At 60.3% G+C, this 18,136-nt stretch carries 18 protein-coding genes; 5 read left to right on the plus strand and 13 right to left on the minus strand.

The window, feature by feature from the left end; all coding sequences use genetic code 11:
* Positions 1-85 precede the first annotated feature (85 nt).
* The 8 genes from dedD to GUC32_RS17275 form a co-directional block, all read right to left on the minus strand.
* Complete coding sequence (gene dedD / locus GUC32_RS17240; RefSeq protein WP_049203693.1) at positions 86-823, minus strand: cell division protein DedD; 738 nt, start codon at positions 821-823, stop codon at positions 86-88.
* Positions 824-2,089, minus strand: coding sequence for a bifunctional tetrahydrofolate synthase/dihydrofolate synthase (folC, locus tag GUC32_RS17245; protein ID WP_369435351.1), 1,266 nt, complete (start codon positions 2,087-2,089; stop codon positions 824-826).
* A gap of 191 nt (positions 2,090-2,280) precedes the next feature.
* Entirely contained in the window at positions 2,281-3,189 is a 909-nt protein-coding gene (gene accD / locus GUC32_RS17250) for an acetyl-CoA carboxylase, carboxyltransferase subunit beta (protein ID WP_025303691.1), read from the minus strand.
* A gap of 232 nt (positions 3,190-3,421) precedes the next feature.
* Positions 3,422-4,084 (minus strand): DedA family protein, encoded by a 663-nt coding sequence (locus GUC32_RS17255; RefSeq protein WP_004936130.1) that lies wholly within the window; start codon positions 4,082-4,084, stop codon positions 3,422-3,424.
* A gap of 78 nt (positions 4,085-4,162) precedes the next feature.
* Entirely contained in the window at positions 4,163-4,984 is an 822-nt protein-coding gene (truA, locus tag GUC32_RS17260; RefSeq protein ID WP_025303692.1) for a tRNA pseudouridine(38-40) synthase TruA, read from the minus strand.
* Complete coding sequence (locus GUC32_RS17265) at positions 4,984-5,994, minus strand: aspartate-semialdehyde dehydrogenase (protein ID WP_025303693.1); 1,011 nt, start codon at positions 5,992-5,994, stop codon at positions 4,984-4,986. The genes truA and GUC32_RS17265 overlap by 1 nt, the downstream gene beginning before the upstream one ends.
* 110 nt (positions 5,995-6,104) lie before the next feature.
* Positions 6,105-7,226, minus strand: a complete 1,122-nt coding sequence (gene pdxB, locus GUC32_RS17270) for a 4-phosphoerythronate dehydrogenase PdxB (protein ID WP_043140127.1) — start codon at positions 7,224-7,226, stop codon at positions 6,105-6,107.
* 53 nt (positions 7,227-7,279) lie between these two features.
* Positions 7,280-8,053 carry a helix-turn-helix domain-containing protein gene (locus GUC32_RS17275; RefSeq protein ID WP_025303695.1) on the minus strand — a complete coding sequence of 258 codons (774 nt, stop codon included), beginning with the start codon at positions 8,051-8,053 and terminating at the stop codon, positions 7,280-7,282.
* Between the two features lie 117 nt (positions 8,054-8,170).
* On the opposite strand from GUC32_RS17275, the gene GUC32_RS17280 reads away from it, so the two are divergent.
* Positions 8,171-9,091, plus strand: a complete 921-nt coding sequence (locus GUC32_RS17280; RefSeq protein ID WP_193403018.1) for a DMT family transporter — start codon at positions 8,171-8,173, stop codon at positions 9,089-9,091.
* On the opposite strand, the gene GUC32_RS17285 is transcribed toward GUC32_RS17280, so the two are convergent.
* The 3 genes from GUC32_RS17285 to GUC32_RS17295 all read right to left on the minus strand — a co-directional run bounded on the left by GUC32_RS17285 (position 9,088) and on the right by GUC32_RS17295 (position 11,664).
* Entirely contained in the window at positions 9,088-10,506 is a 1,419-nt protein-coding gene (locus GUC32_RS17285) for a sensor histidine kinase (RefSeq protein ID WP_043140131.1), read from the minus strand. The two genes, GUC32_RS17280 and GUC32_RS17285, sit on opposite strands and share 4 nt — an antisense overlap.
* Positions 10,493-11,167, minus strand: a complete 675-nt coding sequence (gene tctD / locus GUC32_RS17290; protein WP_025303698.1) for a transcriptional regulator TctD — start codon at positions 11,165-11,167, stop codon at positions 10,493-10,495. The genes GUC32_RS17285 and tctD overlap by 14 nt, the downstream gene beginning before the upstream one ends.
* A 167-nt stretch (positions 11,168-11,334) precedes the next feature.
* A complete protein-coding gene (locus tag GUC32_RS17295) occupies positions 11,335-11,664 on the minus strand; it encodes a hypothetical protein (protein WP_060433730.1) in 330 nt (109 codons plus the stop codon).
* 275 nt (positions 11,665-11,939) lie between these two features.
* Here GUC32_RS17295 and GUC32_RS17300 point away from each other — a divergent pair, with 275 nt between their 5' ends.
* From GUC32_RS17300 to GUC32_RS17315, 4 genes are all read left to right on the plus strand, one after another.
* Positions 11,940-12,920 carry a tripartite tricarboxylate transporter substrate binding protein gene (locus tag GUC32_RS17300; RefSeq protein ID WP_025303700.1) on the plus strand — a complete coding sequence of 327 codons (981 nt, stop codon included), beginning with the start codon at positions 11,940-11,942 and terminating at the stop codon, positions 12,918-12,920.
* A gap of 15 nt (positions 12,921-12,935) precedes the next feature.
* Positions 12,936-13,367 (plus strand): tripartite tricarboxylate transporter TctB family protein, encoded by a 432-nt coding sequence (locus GUC32_RS17305; protein ID WP_049203701.1) that lies wholly within the window; start codon positions 12,936-12,938, stop codon positions 13,365-13,367.
* Between the two features lie 11 nt (positions 13,368-13,378).
* A complete protein-coding gene (locus tag GUC32_RS17310) occupies positions 13,379-14,896 on the plus strand; it encodes a tripartite tricarboxylate transporter permease (protein ID WP_043140139.1) in 1,518 nt (505 codons plus the stop codon).
* A gap of 514 nt (positions 14,897-15,410) precedes the next feature.
* Positions 15,411-16,076 carry a hypothetical protein gene (locus GUC32_RS17315; protein WP_369435352.1) on the plus strand — a complete coding sequence of 222 codons (666 nt, stop codon included), beginning with the start codon at positions 15,411-15,413 and terminating at the stop codon, positions 16,074-16,076.
* Positions 16,077-16,320: 244 nt separating this feature from the next.
* Here the strand turns inward: GUC32_RS17315 and GUC32_RS17320 are convergent, their stop codons facing one another.
* Positions 16,321-16,953: a CatB-related O-acetyltransferase gene (locus tag GUC32_RS17320; protein WP_025303702.1), complete on the minus strand. Its 633-nt coding sequence runs from the start codon at positions 16,951-16,953 to the stop codon at positions 16,321-16,323.
* Positions 16,954-17,109: 156 nt separating this feature from the next.
* The gene (locus GUC32_RS17325) at positions 17,110-18,105 is read right to left on the minus strand and encodes a DMT family transporter (protein WP_049203705.1); all 996 of its coding nucleotides are present in this window, start codon (positions 18,103-18,105) and stop codon (positions 17,110-17,112) included.
* Positions 18,106-18,136: the final 31 nt, after the last annotated feature.

Consider the following 18,136-nt stretch of genomic DNA (forward strand, 5'->3'; position numbering starts at 1 on the left):
TTCGCCTGTAAAAGGCGCGGTTTCTCTCGCTTTCTCTCCACTACTCCTGAATTCAGGGGCGCATCCTGCTGCGCCCCCGCGGGGTTTAACGGCCGTACGGCTTCACCTGCCCGCTCAGCCCGCTGATCGAGTTCAGCGACGGCAGAGCCGCCTGCAGCTTCTGCTTGGAAGCGTCCGGGCCAACGTAGATGCGGGTGATCTGCCCTTGCACCGGCGTTGACGGCACGGTAAAGGCGCGATAGCCCGAGAGACGCAGCGAAGCGACAATCTCGTTCGCCTTGGCGGCGTTCTTCAGCGCCCCGAGCTGCACGACATAGGCTTGCCCGGACGGCGCTTTTTCTTCCGCCGGTTTTGGCTGCGGCGTCGGTTCTGGTTTCGGCGTCGGTTCCGGCTTCGGCACCGGTTTCACCTCCACCGGCTTCGGCTGCGGTACCGGTTTTGGTTTCACTTCCACCGGTTTGGTTTCCACCGGCTTCGGCTTAGGCTGCTGCACCGGCTGAGGACGCGTCTCGACCGGCGGCGGCGCCACCTGCGTCGGTTGCTGAGCGCTCTGCCGCACCGCCTGTTGCGCCGCCGCTTCGTTGGCCGCCTGCTGCTCGACCAGCGCGCCCGCCCCTTCCGGCGGCTGCGCCGGCAACGGCTGCGTCACCGGCGGCAGCACGTCGTTCTCTTCGACGTCGCCCGCCTTCGGCACCAATGGAATGGCCGCGAACTCATCCTCGTAATGCTTCTTTTTGCCGTCCAGCAACCCTGGCAGGATGATTACCCCCAGCGCCACCAGAATCACGGTTCCAACCAGTCGGTTCTGAAATTTACTCGCCACTCACACTCCCCGCATCTCGTCTAACGCCGCCATCACCTGCGCCACGGTGTGGAACGATCCACAGACGATCACAATATCCTGTTTATCAGCATCCTGCATAGCCTGCCGCCAGGCAGTTTCGACATCATTAAAGCGGCGCGGTTCCGTCAGATGCTGCGCCAGCTGTTCGACGCTGGCACCGCGCGGTCCGTCGAGCGGTGCGCAGTACCATTCATCCACCTGCTCGCTGAGGCAGGCCAGCGTGCCGGCGATGTCCTTGTCGGACAGCATGCCCACCACCGCGCGTACCTTGCCGCCGTCGCGCGGCAGCTTGGCCAGACGCCCGGCCAGATAGCCGGCGGCGTGCGGGTTGTGTGCCACGTCGAGGATCAGCATCGGCTCCCGCCGCACGATCTGGAAACGCCCCGGCAGCGTCGCCTGCTGCAGCCCGGTGAAGATCGCGCGTTCGTCGATTTCCAGCGGGGAACAGTTCAGTGCCGCCAGCGCGGTAGCGGCGTTGGCCAGCGGTACGTTCGGCGTCGGCAGATCGGTCAGCTGCGTGTCGCCGCCCTGCCACTGCCAGCGATCGCCCTGCTCGCTGAAGCTCCAGGCTTCACCGCGGCGATACAGCGGTGCGCCCAGCGTTTCGGCGACCTGGCGAATGCTGCCCGGCATGTCGGGTTCGCCCACCACCGCCGGCTTGCCGCTGCGGAAAATACCGGCCTTTTCACGGCCGATGCTTTCGCGATCGTTGCCCAGCCAGTCGGTATGATCGAGCGCGATGCTGGTGATCACCGCCACGCTCGGATCGACGATATTGGTGGCGTCGAGACGCCCGCCCAGGCCCACTTCCAGGATCACCACGTCGAGCCGCGCCTGTTTGAACAGCTGCAGCGCCGACAGGGTGCCGAATTCGAAATAGGTCAGCGACGTTTCGCCGCGGCCGGCTTCAATGGCGGCGAACGAGCGGCTATGCTCTGCTTCGCTCAGCTCTTCCCCCTGAATGCGCACGCGTTCGGTATAGCGCACCAGATGCGGCGAACTGTAGACGCCGACGCGCAGGCCGGCGGCCAGCAGAATGGCTTCGAGGGTACGACAGGTCGTGCCTTTGCCGTTGGTGCCGGCAACGGTGAACACCGTGGGTGCGGGGGTCAGTAAATCCAGATGCGCCGCGACGCGCTGTACGCGCTCAAGGCCGAGTTCGATCGCCTGGCTGTGCAGACGTTCCAGATAGTAAAGCCACGAGCTCAATGGCGACGTGGCTTGGGGAATTTGGTGGTTTTGCATGAGTCCCGTCACTGAACTTGGGTTCATTAATCCATCAGGGCACCACCCTCACCGCGGTAAAGGCGATGCGCTTCGTAACCGCCGCCAACCCGCAAACCATGGCGCGATAGGCCACGGCCGGCAGAGAACGGGCATCAGCCGTCACTTAGCCACAAAGTGGCGGCTGAACCCGGGCGGGATCTGTCTTTGCCTCAGGCGTCGGCCTGCGGCTCCGGCTCAATGACCGGCGCGGCCTCATCGAAATGCGGCTGCGGTTGGTTGGTCAGCTTGGACAGAATGCTCGCCAACGTTTGGCGCATCTCCGGACGGCGAACAATCATGTCGATCGCGCCTTTTTCGATCAGGAACTCGCTGCGCTGGAAGCCAGGCGGCAGTTTCTCGCGCACGGTCTGCTCGATGACGCGCGGGCCGGCAAAGCCGATCAGCGCTTTCGGCTCGGCGATATTGATGTCGCCCAGCATCGCCAGGCTGGCGGAGACGCCGCCCATGGTCGGGTCGGTCAGCACGGAGATGTACGGCAAGCCGCGCTCCTGCATCTTAGCCAACGCCGCGCTGGTTTTCGCCATCTGCATCAGCGACATCAGCGCTTCCTGCATGCGCGCGCCGCCGCTGGCGGAGAAGCACACTAGTGGACAGTTGTCCTCCAGCGCCTGCTCAACCGCACGCACGAAACGCGCGCCGACCACGGAAGACATTGAGCCGCCGATGAAAGCGAATTCGAAGGATGCGGCGACGATCGGCATACCGTACAGCGTGCCCTTCATCACCACCAGCGCATCTTTCTCGCCGGTCGCTTTCTGTGCGGCGACCAGACGATCTTTATAGCGCTTGGAATCCTTGAATTTCAGAACGTCCTTCGGCTCCAGATCGCTGCCCAGCTCCACTTCACTGCCTTCGTCCAGCAGGGTATGCAGACGCGCGCGCGCGCCCATACGCATGTGGTGGTCGCACTTCGGACACACTTCCAGATTACGCTCCAGCTCGGCGCGGTAGAGAACCTGGCCGCAGCTGTCGCATTTGGTCCAGACCCCTTCAGGAATGCTCGCCTTACGGGTTTGTGTGATATTGCTCTTGTTAAGAATTCGTTCAATCCAGCTCATCGATGACCTTTCTGTTTGAACCTGGCACACGCCAGTCCGCTGTTCATGCTTTAACAATCCCCCTGAAAACACCCCAATGAAAAAATGCCCGTTCGCGGCGCGGCAAGCGCGGCGACTGAGGCATCGGCTTCAGGGTTGTTCGCAGGAACAGACCATAATGTCGCTCATTAAACCATATCGGCCCGGCGCTGTGGACAAAAAACTGGTCGAACCGACAGGTTAAGCGATGTTTTTACTGTTTTTGCTGGCGGGCGGCCGCGCGCTTGTGACGCCAAATTTCAATCACGCCCGGCAGAATCGAAACGATGATGATCCCGACGATCAACAGTTTCAGGTTCTCCTGCACCACCGGCAGATCGCCGAACAGGTAGCCAGCATAAGTGAAGAGCAGCACCCAAACCAGTGCGCCAATCACGTTGTAGGCGGCGAAGTGGCGATAGGACATATGCCCCATGCCGGCGACGAACGGCGCAAAAGTACGCACGATCGGCACGAATCGCGCCAGAATAATCGTTTTCCCACCGTGCTTCTCATAGAACTGATGCGTCTTGTCCAGGTAGCTACGGCGGAAAATTTTCGAGTTCGGGTTGCTGAACAGCTTCTCGCCGAACAACCGCCCGATAGTGTAGTTCACCGCATCGCCAATGATCGCCGCTACGGCCATCAACGCCACCATGGTGTGCACGTTGAGATCGTTGGTCGGCAACGCCGCCAGCGCGCCGGCGACAAACAGCAAAGAATCTCCCGGCAGGAACGGCGTCACCACCAGGCCGGTTTCGCAAAACAAGATCAGGAACAGAATAGCGTAGACCCACATGCCGTATTGTGCGACCAGCTCGGCCAGGTGCACATCAATATGCAAAATGAAATCAATAATAAACTTGATGATGTCCATAAATTCTCTCATTGATACCGGGTGTTTCAATCACCCGGCAGAAGCACAAGGGAGCGACGCTTTCAGGCGTGCCGGCGTTTAATCGTCGGGCAAAAACAGCGGCCCCATCGGCGGCCGCGGTAGACCAAAATGATCGGGATAGTCCACGGCAACCAAATACAGCCCCTCGGCTCGCGCCGTCGCCGCCGCCAGATTGCGATCCTTCAGCGCCAGCAACTCGGCCATCCAGTTCTCATCCTGATTGCCGCAGCCGATCTCCATCAGGCTGCCGACGATATTGCGAACCATGTGATGCACAAAGGCATTCGCCTTGATATCTACCACAATATATTCGCCGTAGCGCGTAACCTTAACGTGTTTTACGCAGCGCCACGGGGTGCGCGACTGACACTGCACCGCGCGGAACGAGGTGAAGTCATTCTCGCCCAGCAGCGCCTGCGCCGCCCGGTGCATGCGATCGGCATCCAGCGGGTGATAAAAGTGCGTCACCCCCTGTTGCAACACCGCCGGCCGGTAGCGATGGTTGAAAATAATATAGCGGTAACGGCGCGCGGTAGCGCTGAAACGCGCGTGAAAATCGTCGGCGACGGGGCTCACCCAGCGCACCGCGATGTCCGGCGGCAAATGGGTGTTCACGCCCATCGTCCAGGCGGCGTCCTTGCGACGCGCGGTGGTTTCGAAATGCACCACCTGCCCGGTGGCGTGCACCCCGGCGTCGGTGCGCCCGGCGCACAGCACGTTGATCGGCGCATCCGCCACCTTGCTCAACGCCTGCTCAAGGCGCTCCTGCACGCTGGCCACTTCTTGCTGCCGCTGCCAGCCGTAGTACCGGCTGCCGTCATATTCGATGCCCAGCGCTACCTTCAGCGTCGGCTGAGCGGGCGAGACCACCTCTGACATCAGTACATCTGCTCCTGCACCAGACGCTCGGCGGTTTCGATCGCCATTAACGCGCCGCCGAAGCGCACGTTGTCCGCCACCGTCCAGAACTGCAGCAGCTCGGGGATGCCGTAATCGTTACGCAGGCAACCGATGCTGAGCGCATCGCTGCCGGAGGCTTCGGTCACCTGAGTCGGGTAATCGTCCTCTTCGCTCAGCTGAATGTCCTCGACTTCTTCGAGCTCGCTGCGCGCCTCTTCGGCGGACAGCGGGCGCAGCGCTTCCAGGTGCACCACCTGCGCATGGCCGTAAAACACCGGCGACTGAACGCAGCTCACCGAAATCGGCAACCCTTCGTCCTGCAGCACCTTGCGCACCTGATCGACGATCAGACGCTCTTCGCGCACGCTGCCCTGCTCGTCGGCAACGAGCGGCAGCAGGTTAAACGCCAGCTGTTTAGCGAAGACGCCTTCCTCGGCAGGAATGCCGTTCAGCAGGCGCGCGCTCTGGCCGGCCAGATCGTCCACCGCGGCCTTGCCGCGCGAGGATACCGACATCAGCGTGGTAACGTGCAGACGCGAGAGACCCGCCTGTTCGGTCAGCGGTTTGATCGCCGTCAGCAGTTGGCTGACCATGCTGTCAGCCACCGCGACGATATTGCGGTTGCGGTAATCCGCCAGCACCTGCGGGTTAACACCCGGTACCACCAGCGGCACATCCGGCTCCATGGCGAACAGACCGCTGGTGTCGATCACCAGGCAGCCCATGTTGCCGGCCTCTTCGGCATAGCGAGCGGAAGCGTCGCTGCCGGCGACGAAGAAGGCCAGTTGGGCCTGCGACCAGTCGAACTCTTCGGCGTTCTGCACCAGAAGAGACTTGCCGTTGAAGCGCACATTGGCGCCCGCACTGCGTTCGCTTGCCAGAGGATAGAGCTCACCCACCGGGAACTGGCGTTCCTGCAACAATTCCAGCAACGCTTCACCTACCGCGCCAGTGGCGCCGAGCAGCGCGATATTCCAGCCGTCAGACATCGGGTTTTCTCCAGAGTATTTCATTCATAAAAGCAGACGGGCAGTGCAATCACCGCCCGATAATCTTTACCGCTCACTGTAGCGGCGTTGGCTTAAGACAACCTTACGCGCTACGCCAGGCTAAAGCCCAGCTTGCCGAGCAGCTCGGCGCTGGCGCTGTCATCGCATTGCACGGCCAGCGAAGACCACTCGCGGCGCTCCTGGTAGTGCTTGCGCAGGCGATCGAATTCGCCCGGTTGCCCAGCGACTTTGCGCAGCGGCGCATCATCGCGGCGCACATCATACACCAAGTGCATCAATCGTTTTAACCGCGCTTCATCCAGCGGCCCATTGAGGCGGATCTGGCTGAACTCCGGCACCGGCAACAGCGAGGCCAGCGCCACCTGTTGCGGCTGCCCCAGATGGCGGCTGAACGCCTCGAACACCTGGGTGGTGCCGCGCGCCTTGCCTTCCAGCGTATACCCAGCGATGTGCGCGGTACCGATATCCACCCGCGCCAGCAGCGGTAAGGCGAGATCCGGCTCCGGTTCCCACACGTCCAGCACCGTGCTCAGCTTTTTGCCCTTTTCCAGCGCCTGCAGCAAGGCGGCGTTATCCACCACCGGCCCGCGGCAGGCGTTGATCAGAATGCGGTTGTCCGGCAGGGCCGCCAACAGCTCGGCGTCCGCCAGATGCAGCGAATGGTATGGGCCGGATTTATTCAGCGGCGTATGGAAGGTCAGCACGTCGGCCTCGGCCACCAGCTTCTCCAACGGCCAGAATTCCCCGGCGTCGCCGCGATCGGCACGCGGCGGATCGCACAGCAGCGTGCGCACGCCCAGCGCTTTGAGGCGAGCGTCCAGACGGGAACCAACGTTGCCCACGCCGACGATGCCGACGGTTTTATCCCGCAGGTGGAAGCCGTCGCGTTCGGCCAGCAGCATCAAGGCAGAGAACACATACTCGACCACCGCGATAGCGTTGCAGCCCGGCGCGGCGGAAAAGCCGATGCCCTGACGTTGCAGCCAGGCTTCATCGACGTGATCGGTGCCGGCGGTGGCGGTGCCGACAAAGTCGATATGGCTGCCGGCCAACAAGGCTTCATTGACCTTGGTGACCGAACGCACCATCAGCGCATCGGCATCCGCCAGCGCCTCGAGCGGGATCGGGCGGCCCGGTACCGCCTGCACCTCGCCCAGGCGGCTGAACAGCTCGGCCGCGTACGGCATATTTTCATCAACCAGAATTTTCACTGCGTTCTCCGACGGTTTACGGCTATTTGTCTGCGAAATAGTGTGCCACTGAATCAGGCACGGCGAAAGCGCTCAGGGGTAGTGCCGGCGATCTGCTGGAACATGACGATAAAGGCCGACGCGGAGCTGTAGCCGACGTCTAACGCCACGTCCTGCACGGTCTTGCCCTGCTCGAGCAGGGAGACGGCATGCAGGAACCGCAGGCGCTGGCGCCATTCGCTGAACGACATGCCCAGATCCTGTTGGCAGCGTCGCGACAGCGTGCGCTCGGTGGTGTAGACCCGAGCCGCCCACGCCGCCAGCGAGGTGTTGTCCGCCGGACAATGCTCCAACGCTTCCAGCACCGGCGCCAAGAACTTGTCGTCCGACGACGGCAGATAGGTTTGCTGGCGCGGCGACAGGCGCAGCTGATCGATCAGCACCTGGCAGAGACGCAAATCCGCCTCCGCCTGCGGAATGTACTGCTTGCGCGCATAGAAATCCTCGGCGATGGCGCGGAATATCGGCGTTACGCTCACCAGACAGGGGTCGGCCGGCATGCCGGTGCACAGCGCCGGCGTGATGTCCACCATGCGGCACTGCGCCAGCCGCTGGTTATAGCAGGAGTGTTCGATGCCAGCCGGCGCCCACAGCACGAACTCCGGCGGCGCCAGAAAGCGCTGCCCGCCGATGCGCAGCACCATCACCCCGGCTTTAACCCACATCAACTGACCCCAGGTGTGGCTGTGCGGCTGGAATTCGGTGCGCGCGTTGAACTCCTCGCAGCGGAACTGTACCGGGTTGGGCGCCGGGATCAACGACTCGGGGAAATGGCGGATTTCTGGCATGGTTTCGTCCCGTGATTTGTCTTGTTTACGCCGATTTTTGTCTGGATATCGCTATATATGATAAACCGGACACGCGTAGACTAGCCAGCATGTTGGACGTTATTGAGAATAATTATCATGAATATGCTCTTCCCGCTGTTGGCCGTGCTGATTTGGTCGATTAACGCCGTCGTCAGCAAACTCTCCGCCACCGCTATCGATCCGGCGGCCATTTCGCTCTACCGCTGGCTGCTGGCGCTGGTTGCCCTGACGCCGTTCGTGCTGCCGGGGGTGCTGCGCAACTGGGCGCAGGTGCGCGCCAACTGGTGGAAGCTGATGATCCTCGGCCTGCTGGGCATGGTACTGTACCAAAGCCTGGCCTATTACGCCGCGCACAGCGTCAGCGCGCTGTTTATGGGCATCATCGTGTCGCTGATCCCGCTGCTGACCATCCTGATCAGCATCGTTCTGCTGCGCATTGCGCCGACCGTCGGCGTGCTGCTCGGCAGCATACTCTCCTTCTGCGGCCTGATCTGGCTGGTCAGCGGCGGTCAGCCCGGCGTGCTGCTGCAGCACGGTATTGGCAAGGGGGAATTGATGATGCTGCTCGCCACCGCCTCTTACGCGCTGTATGGGGTGTTGACCAAACGCTGGGCCATCGCGCTGCCGAACTGGCAATCGCTGTATGTGCAGATCCTGTTCGGCGTGCTGTTGCTGCTGCCTAATTTCCTGATGGCGGAGGATGTCGGCTTGAACGGCCATAACCTGCCGCTGGTGCTGTTCGCCGGCATTCCGGCTTCGATCATCGCCCCGTTCCTGTGGATCCAGGGCGTGATGCGCCTGGGCGCCAACACCGCCTCGATCTTCATGAACCTGGCACCGGTGTTTACCGCCGCTATCGCCGTGCTGTTCCTGCATGAGCAGTTGCACGGTTACCACCTGATCGGCGGCGGCATTACCCTGCTGGGCGTTATCTTGTCGCAGCGGCTGCGCACGCCGCTGACGCGTAAAGCCAAAGCCCCGGCGGCCAACGCAGAGTCCTGCAAAGAACAGGCTTAAGGCAGCAGCCTGAAACGCACCCGCACCAACAGGCCGCCCAGCGCGGCGGAGCTCAACAGCTCCGGGCGGGTGCCGTGATACGCGGTGATGTCTTTCACCAACGCCAGTCCCAATCCGGCGCCCGGCTGATCGCCCACGTTGTCCAGCCGGTGAAACGGCTGCAGCGCCAGCGCCTTGTCCTGCAAGGCGATGCCGGGGCCGCTGTCTTCTATCTCCAGCACGCCTTCCCCTGCCGCCTTATCCTGCGTGAGGCGAGCGGTCACCACGCCCTGACGCGGTGTATATTTCAGCGCGTTGTCCAGCAGGTTGGCGCACAGCTCGGCCAACAGCAGCGGCTCCCCCGCCACTTGACACGCCGCCTCGCCTTCGAACCCGAGATCGATCTGTTTACTGCGCGCCTGCGGCAAGCGGGAAAAGCAGGCGTCGCGCAGCACCTGCGCCAGGTTGACCGGTTGCAACTTACGATCGGCCTGGTGCTCGCTGGCCTTCAGGCGTGAAAGATGCAGCAGGCGGTCGGTCAGCGACACGGTATTATCCAGCGTCGCGCTCATCGCCTGCAGGCTTTCGCGCCACTGCTGCGGCCGGTCACTGGCCAGCGCGACCCCTACCTGAGTCTTCAACACCGCCAGCGGCGTGCGCAGTTGGTGCGAAGCGTCGGCGCTGAAGCGCTCCTGACGTGCCACCATCAGCCGCAGCCGTTCGATGTAACGATTAAACGCCACCAGCAGCGGCTGCATCTCCGACCATGGCAATACCCGCGGCAAGGGCGTCAGCTCGCCCGGATCGCGCCGCAGCATGATACCGGAGAGCTTACGCATCGGCTTCAACACCCGCTTGAGCAATGCGAACGCCAGGATCAGGGTTAACGCCACCACCGTGCCCTGGCTCAGCAGCGCCGCGATCATCATCTGCCGCGCCAGGTAACGGCGCGACTCCAGGGTTTCCGCCACCAGAATGGTCGCCATGCCGCTCACGCCCGACTCGTTGACCGGTTGAAACAGCGCCGCCACGCGGATCGGCCTGCCGAGGTATTCCGCATCGTAAAAATGCACCAGCGCCGGGTAGAGCGTGGAACGCGGGATATGGGGCGGCAAAGGCGGCAAATCGTCATAGCCCGAGATGCTTTTCCCCTGCGGCGAGATCACCTCGTAATACAGCTGATCGTTCATGTTGCGCTCGAAGCTGTCGAGCACCACATAGGGCACATCAACCGCCAGCTTGCCTTCGCGCACCACCAGTCGCTCCGCTACGGTGCGCGCCGACGCCAGCAGCGTGCGATCGTAAGCCAGGGTGGCGGCGCTCATGGCGCTGAAATAGTGGGTGTAGATAGAGATGCCGCCCAACGCCAGCAGCGGCAGGCCAAAAAACAATAGCAGTTGATAGAACAGCGAACGCGGCGCGTTAAACCACCGCATCGCACAGCTCCAGGCTGTAACCCAGGCCACGCAGCGTGACGATCGCCACGTCGCTGCCCTGCAGCTTTTTCCGCAGGCGGTGTACGTAAAGCTCGATGCTCTCCGGATTGGCCTCGTCGGACAACGTAAATACCTGCTCGAACAGCTGTTGCTTGGCCACCGGGCGGCCGCGCCGGTGCATCAACGCGGTCAACACCGCCAGCTCACGCGGCGTCAGCGCCAGCGGTTTGCTCTCCAGCAGAAAATAGCCTTCGTCGTGATAGGTCAACGCGCCGTACTGCAACGCCGGCTGCGGGGCGCCGACGCTGCGGCGCAGCAGCGCCCGAATACGCGCTTCCAGCTCGTCCAGTTCGAACGGCTTGGTGAGGTAATCGTCCGCCCCCAGATTCAGGCCTTTTACCCGGTCGGCCACGTCGGTGCGCGCCGTCAGCAGCAGCACCGGCAGATCCTGCCCGCGCTTGCGCAGGCGCGCCAGCAAATCCAGACCGTTCATACGCGGCAGCGCCACATCCAGCACCGCGAGCGCATAGCGTTCGTTGAGCAGCAGGTGATCCGCTGCCACGCCGTCCGGGGCGACGTCGACGGCAAAGCCGGCGCCGGTCAGCGCCTTTTGCAACCAGTGAGACAGCTCGGGGTGATCTTCAACCAATAACAGTCGCATGTTCCCATTCCATTGATTTATCTGATCAACCTGGCGCCAATATCGCGATTGTTAACAGGTCGATAACAGAGAATGGCATGGAAAATAAGGGGATAAAAGAGCGCCGCGCCGCCAGTTTTGGGAGCTGGCACACAATTATGCGTATAGAGCGCGATCGCAGGACGATGTCAGATCAGCGGAATGGGGCTATCGGCCACGGCAATGTCCAGTACCGGGCGCAGCTTGTCGGCGGTAAACGGCGAAGAAACCAGCACGGAGCGGTTGTTGGCGGCAAATACCAGATCGATGCCGGTCACGCAGGCGGTCATCTGGCAGGCATACTTTTCACCGTCGGCGTTGACGAAATGCAGTTCAAACACGCCAACGTCGGCACGCAGTCGCTTCAAACGGCACTGCCCGGTTTCACCGACCATCTCCGCGTAGACCTCAGGCAACCGTTTAATCGCGCATACTTTGGCGCTGTCCCTACCACCAAATAATTTCCCTAACGAAAACATATCACTGCGTCTCTATTCATTTCACTGATCATGATTTTATCGCGAAAGCAGAACGGCAAACCTGATATTACGCAGGATTTTGGCCGGTTTTGCGCCCTGTTCCTGCCCGCATTTCTATGGTAGCGCACCCGTGATTCACTGGCGACAAGAGACCCTAATCACAGACTGGAAACTTTTCCGGCCACTGAAAGGTAAATGAAAGGTTGTTGTTTTAACAATCCTGCAACCGCGCTCTGCGGGATTCACAACCAGAACAATACCGAGGGCAAGCCACAATGAAAAAAATAATGACCCGTACCTTTACCGCCGCCGCACTGTTGCTGGCAGCCTCTCAGGCCTTTGCCGTGGAAGCGCCCAAACGCACCGAATGTATTGCGCCGGCCAAGCCTGGCGGCGGCTTCGATCTGACCTGCAAGCTGATTCAGGTGTCGTTGCAGGACACCAAGGCCATCGATAAACCGATGCGCGTCACCTATATGCCCGGCGGCGTCGGCGCGGTGGCCTACAACGCCATCGTCGCGCAGCGCCCGGCGGAGTTCGGCACCGTGGTGGCCTTCTCCGGCGGCTCGCTGCTCAATCTGGCCCAGGGCAAGTTCGGCCGCTATAACGTGGACGACGTGAAATGGCTGGCGGCGGTCGGAACCGACTACGGCATGATCGCGGTGCGCGCCGACTCGCCTTACAAGACCCTGAAAGACCTGATGGACGCCTTCCAAAAAGATCCCAACAGCGTGGTGTTCGGCGCCGGCGCCTCCATCGGCAGCCAGGACTGGATGAAAACTGCGCTGCTGGCGCGCGAAGTCGGCGTGGATCCGCGCAAGATGCGCTACGTGGCGTTCGAAGGCGGCGGCGAGCCGGTCACCGCGCTGTTGGGCAATCATATTCAGGCAGTTTCCGGTGATCTGAGCGAGATGGTGCCTTACCTGCAGGGCGACAAAATCCGCGTGCTGGCGGTGTATGCCGAACAACGTTTGCCTGGCCAGTTGGCCGACATTCCAACCGCCAAAGAACAGGGGTACAGCCTGGTGTGGCCGATCATTCGCGGCTTCTACGTCGGGCCGAAAGTCAGCGATGAAGAGTATCAGTGGTGGATCGACACCTTCCAGAAAATGATGGCGACCGATGAATTCAAGCAGCAACGCGATCTGCGCGGCCTGTTCGAATTCAACATGACCGGCAAAGAGCTGGACGCCTACGTGAAGAATCAGGTTGCCCAATACCGTGAGCAGGCGAAAGTGTTCGGCCTGGCCAAATAACCGCAGGGGAAAACCATGAGCGATCGTATTTTTGCCGGCTTTTGGCTGCTGCTGTGTATCGGCGGGCTGTTCATCGGCTGGGGCATTCAAAGCGAATACAGCTATGAACCGCTGGGGCCGCGCCCTTTCCCGCTGGCGATCCTCAGCCTGATGGCGCTGTGCGCGGCCCTACTGTTGCTGCGCCGCCCACAGGCGGTGGAATGGCCGCACCACAAGGTGCTGCAGCGGCTGCTGGTGCTGGTGATCACCCTGGTGCTGTATGCCTGGGGCTTTGAATGGCTGGGCTTTCCACTGGCGACCGCGCTGCTGACGTTCAGCATCGGCCTGTTGTTTCAGGCCAGCCTGCCGGCGGCGGCCCTCTCCGGCGTCGTCATGGGCGCAGCGCTGTACTACGCCTTTGACCAACTTCTCGATGTCACACTGCCGCTCGGCATCTGGCTGAGCTAACGGGAGCGACGATGGATACCTGGATGTATTTGACCCAAGGGTTCGAAGTGGCGCTGGTGCCGCAGAACCTGATTATCGCCCTGATCGGCTGCTTCGTCGGCACCATCGTCGGCCTGCTGCCGGGCCTCGGGCCGATCAACGGCGTGGCGATCCTGCTGCCGCTGGCATTTGCCCTCAAGCTGCCGGCCGAATCGGCGCTAATCCTGCTGGCGACGGTGTATATCGGCTGCGAGTACGGCGGACGCATCTCGTCGATTCTGCTCAACGTGCCGGGCGATGCGGCGGCGATCATGACCGCGCTGGACGGCTACCCGATGGCGCAGCAGGGGCGCGCCGGCGTGGCGCTGTCCATCTCGGCGGTCAGCTCGTTCGTCGGATCGATGATCGCCATCGGCGGCATCATCCTGTTCGCGCCGCTGCTGGCCCGCTGGTCGCTGGCCTTCGGCCCGGCGGAGTATTTCGCCCTGATGGTGTTCGCCATCGCCTGCCTCGGCAGCATGATGAGCCAGAACCCGCTGAAATCGCTGCTGGCGGCGCTGATCGGCCTGGGGCTGGCGACGGTGGGCGTCGACGCCAACACCGGCGTTTACCGCTTTACCTTCGACAGTGTGCACCTCTCCGACGGCGTGCAGTTTATCGTGGTGGTGATCGGCCTGTTCTCGGTCAGCGAAATCCTGCTGATGCTGGAAAGCACCAGCGCCGGGCAAAAGCTGGTGCGTAAAACCGGCCGGTTGCTGTTCAACCGCAAAGAGGCGGCGCAGTGCGCAGGCCCGACCCTGCGCTCGTCGGTGATCGGTTTCTTCGTCGGCATTCTGCCGGGCGCCGGCGCCACCATCGCCAGCGCGTTGACCTACATGACCGAGAAGAAAATCAGCGGTAACAGCGACACCTTCGGCAAGGGCGACATCCGCGGCGTAGCGGCGCCGGAAGCGGCCAACAACGCCTCGGCCTGCGGCTCATTCATTCCGATGCTGACGCTGGGAGTGCCGGGTTCCGGCACCACGGCGGTGATGATGGGGGCGCTGACGCTGTACAACATCACCCCCGGCCCGGCGATGTTCACCGAACAGCCGGATATCGTCTGGGGGCTGATCGCCGCACTGCTGATCGCTAACGTCATTCTGCTGATCATGAACCTGCCGCTGGTCGGCCTGTTCACCCGCATGCTGACCATTCCGCTGTGGTTCCTGGTGCCGGCGATCGCCGCAGTTTCCGCGGTGGGGGTTTATGCGGTGCACAGCACCACCTTCGACCTGCTGTTGATGGTGGGGTTGGGCGTGTTCGGCTATATCCTGCGGAAAATGCACTTCCCGATGTCGCCGCTGATTCTGGGCTTTGTTCTGGGTGAGATGCTGGAGCAGAACCTGCGCCGCGCGCTGTCGATCAGCAACGGCGAATTCGGCATCCTGTGGAGCAGCAGCATCGCGCAAACGCTGCTGGTGCTGGCGGTCGCGGTACTGGCGCTGCCGCCGCTGCTGCGCCTGATGCGTAAACGCCGCCAACCGGTGGCCGAGGCCAAGGCCGAGTAATGCGAAACGGGCGGTGTTATGATCTCTGATGCCGATCGTTTGAGAGAGCTTGAATAAGCCGACCAGAGAAAAAATCCAGAGCCAGACTTTTGACTCTGGATTTTTCATGTCTAAACACGCAAAAACTTTTGTTGTCCGCGATTGATCCATTACAGATGTCCGTTACCTTTTTGATACCGTTTTTTAACCTGATAACGGCTATCAATTTTTGCCACTACATTTGGCCCCTCCTCCTCCCCCCACACACACTCTACGTGACCCTTTTATATCGTTATTGACGGAGAGAGTGAAGAAAGTAACCTGAGCTATTACATTGTCATTAATTATACTTTTTATTTAATCATAAAAATAAAAACCCAGACTAAATCAACCAGCTAATTCGAGAACCCAAATTATTGCTGTTCACTCAGACACATGATAATGTGATGCAGATATTCTCTATAAATCCACCAAAACATGGGCGGCATTATAGATGACAATCAATAGGGAAGATAAATATAAAATCAGGAGTTATATGTTTAGAATATTTATTTTTTGTTGCACATTTTTATTATCTCAACAAGCTATAGCTGGCGCATATATGCTTCCCGTATCTTTTGTTAACCTAACGGTTGTTCAATCGTTGGTTGCGTGGGATGAGAACCCTTCTGATCTCAATCCTTGTTATGGATGGTCGTCTTGTTTTATTGGCCCTGATGTCAAATACAGTACCCGAAATCCTGGGCTACATGGCTCATGTATAGACTCTAAAAATTGTCTTCGAATTGAAAAATATAGAACCGCAAAAGAAATAGAGATCGCCTGGAAAAACTCCTTTGGCATTCCATGGACCTCGCGACCCTACCTGGTGAACGGTAGGGATGCCAGTTGCGTTGGGCTTTTTTATGTACATACGCCATCACTAGCCGGGGGGGCGTTTTTATGGCCTAATTCTGTTTGCGGCAAATTGCCTCCCCAAAACCAATCTTGTGATGTGAATCTCCCTCCTGTGATAGATTTTGGTACGCTTTCGCAGGACGAGATTTCCGGGATGGAGAGAACGATTTATGGAACAATCGGATGCACTCAGTCAGGCACGGTAAAAATACATGCCCAATCTACATTAGGCGATGGAAATATTTATTTCAGAAACACCAAAAATTTTTATTCGACGCTTTTTTTAGATGGAAATTCCGCATGAACAGGCGTGGATTATTCTTTGACTGGCGGCCAACAGAAAAATATCAATCTAAAAGCAAAACTGACAGCCAATAATACCGTAGACCCAGGACCTTTCTCAGGCAATGCTATTATATACATTGCATTTCTATAATGCAGTTATACGGCTGCCGTGGAGCGAGGATTAACAGTCGGAGAGTTTCTGGTACACTTGGCCCGATTATCTCAGTCACACTCGGACGGGGTCATTACCCCGTCCTTTTCATTTAATAACGCTTAATGTTGCATATCGCCCGCTCTACGGCCGCAATATCATTGTCGACCAGCAAAGGCTGTACCACCGCAAAGTCCGCCTCGGACAAGTCATAGAGGCGCAACGCAAGCAACCGCGCGATGATTTCCGGCGCGAATCGCCAACGGATAAACCTCGCCGGGTTACCGCCGACGATGGCATAAGGCTCAACATCGCCGGCCACCACGCTGCCAGCGGCGACGATCGCCCCTTCGCCTATCGATACCCCTGGCATCAACATCGCCCGCATGCCAATCCAGCAACCGTCCCCCAGCCGGGTGTCGCCTTTGGGGCGGTACGCCCGTTTGATGGTTTCCATAAAGGGGTACAGGCTCAACCAGTCGATACGGTGGGTGTGATTGCCCCCCATCAGGATCACCGCTTCGGCCGCGATGCACACATAATCGCCGATCAGCAAGCGATCTATGTCACCCAGCGGCTGCCATTGCCGGCTGACCGCGTCGCCGTGCAGATAGCGCACTACCGAGCGTTCGAAGCCGTTATCCCAACAGTCGCTGTAGTAGCTGTGGGTGCCTTTGACGATGATATTCGGGTTGGTCACCGTCTGATGCAGCAGCTCGGTTTTAGACCAGTGTTTTTCGGACATGGCGTATTCTCTTGTTACGGGAATAAAAGCCACGGAACGGAATGTCTGTGGCCGTGTTGTCGTTCACTCAACACGGCCATTCAAGCGATAAGCGCTCGTTTCAATCTCGGGTTATTCATCATTACCGCCTCTCTTGCGAGGCGTAATGGTAGCCGATCACGCCTCGGCGGTCTTGCTTTTCAACAGCAGCACCCCGCCCATCACCAGCGCGCTGCCCAGCAGCTGCAGCTGATTCATGCTCTCCCCCAGCAGGAAATAGGCGATCGCCGCGGTGAACACCAGTTCCAGCGACAGGATCAGGTTGGCTACGGCCAGCGGCAGCGTTTTCAGGCTGATATTGTACAGCCCGAAGCCCAGCAGCGTCGGCCCGGCGGCCAGCGCCAGCAACAACAGCCAGCCGCTCCACTGAATGCCCTGCGCGCCGTGCGACAGGAACCACAGAGAGCCGGCCATGCCGTGGAACGCCGCCAGCGGGAACGCCGTCAGCGCCGCGTTGAACACCAGCTGATACAGTGCCGAAAAACCGAAAACGTACAAAATGGTGTTCCACACCGGATAGCCCCGTTCGCTGGCCACTCGCCCGCCGAGGGTATACAGGGTATAGCCGATGCCCGACAGCATCCCCACCAGCAGCCCCAACAAGTCGAAGTGCTGGTTGCCCATGCTGTCGCCGTTGCTGACCAGGAAACAACCGCCCAGGCTGATGGCGATCACCAGCAGTTGGCGCAGCGTCAGGCGTTCGCTGTACATCACCCAGCCGAGGAACACGGTAAAGCCCACCGAGCAGTAGGTCAGAATGGTCGCCACCGATGCGCCGTTCAGCGCCACCGACAGCGTCCACAGGCTGTTGAACAGCGCCAGCAGCAGCCCGTAAAGCGCGTAGAACAATACCTGTTCACGGCGCAGGCGCGCCCACTGCGGTTTCACCACCAACAGCAGCGGCAACAGCACCAGCGCCACCAGCGCCGCGCGCCAGAACGCCAGCACGAAAGTCGGCAGGTGATAGTACTCGGTCAGCGCGCGAATGATGATGGCGGTAAAGGCCAGCAGCATGGCGCTGATAATGGCGATGACGTAACCCTGGCGGCTGCCCTGAAAGAGACGCGCGCCGGGCAGCAAAGGCCGGGCGGAAACGCCTGACGGTAATGACATGAGATCCTCGGAGAAATGGCGACATAAATAC

It is taken from the genome of Serratia sp. NGAS9, from assembly GCF_009905295.1.
Lineage (GTDB): Bacteria > Pseudomonadota > Gammaproteobacteria > Enterobacterales > Enterobacteriaceae > Serratia > Serratia bockelmannii.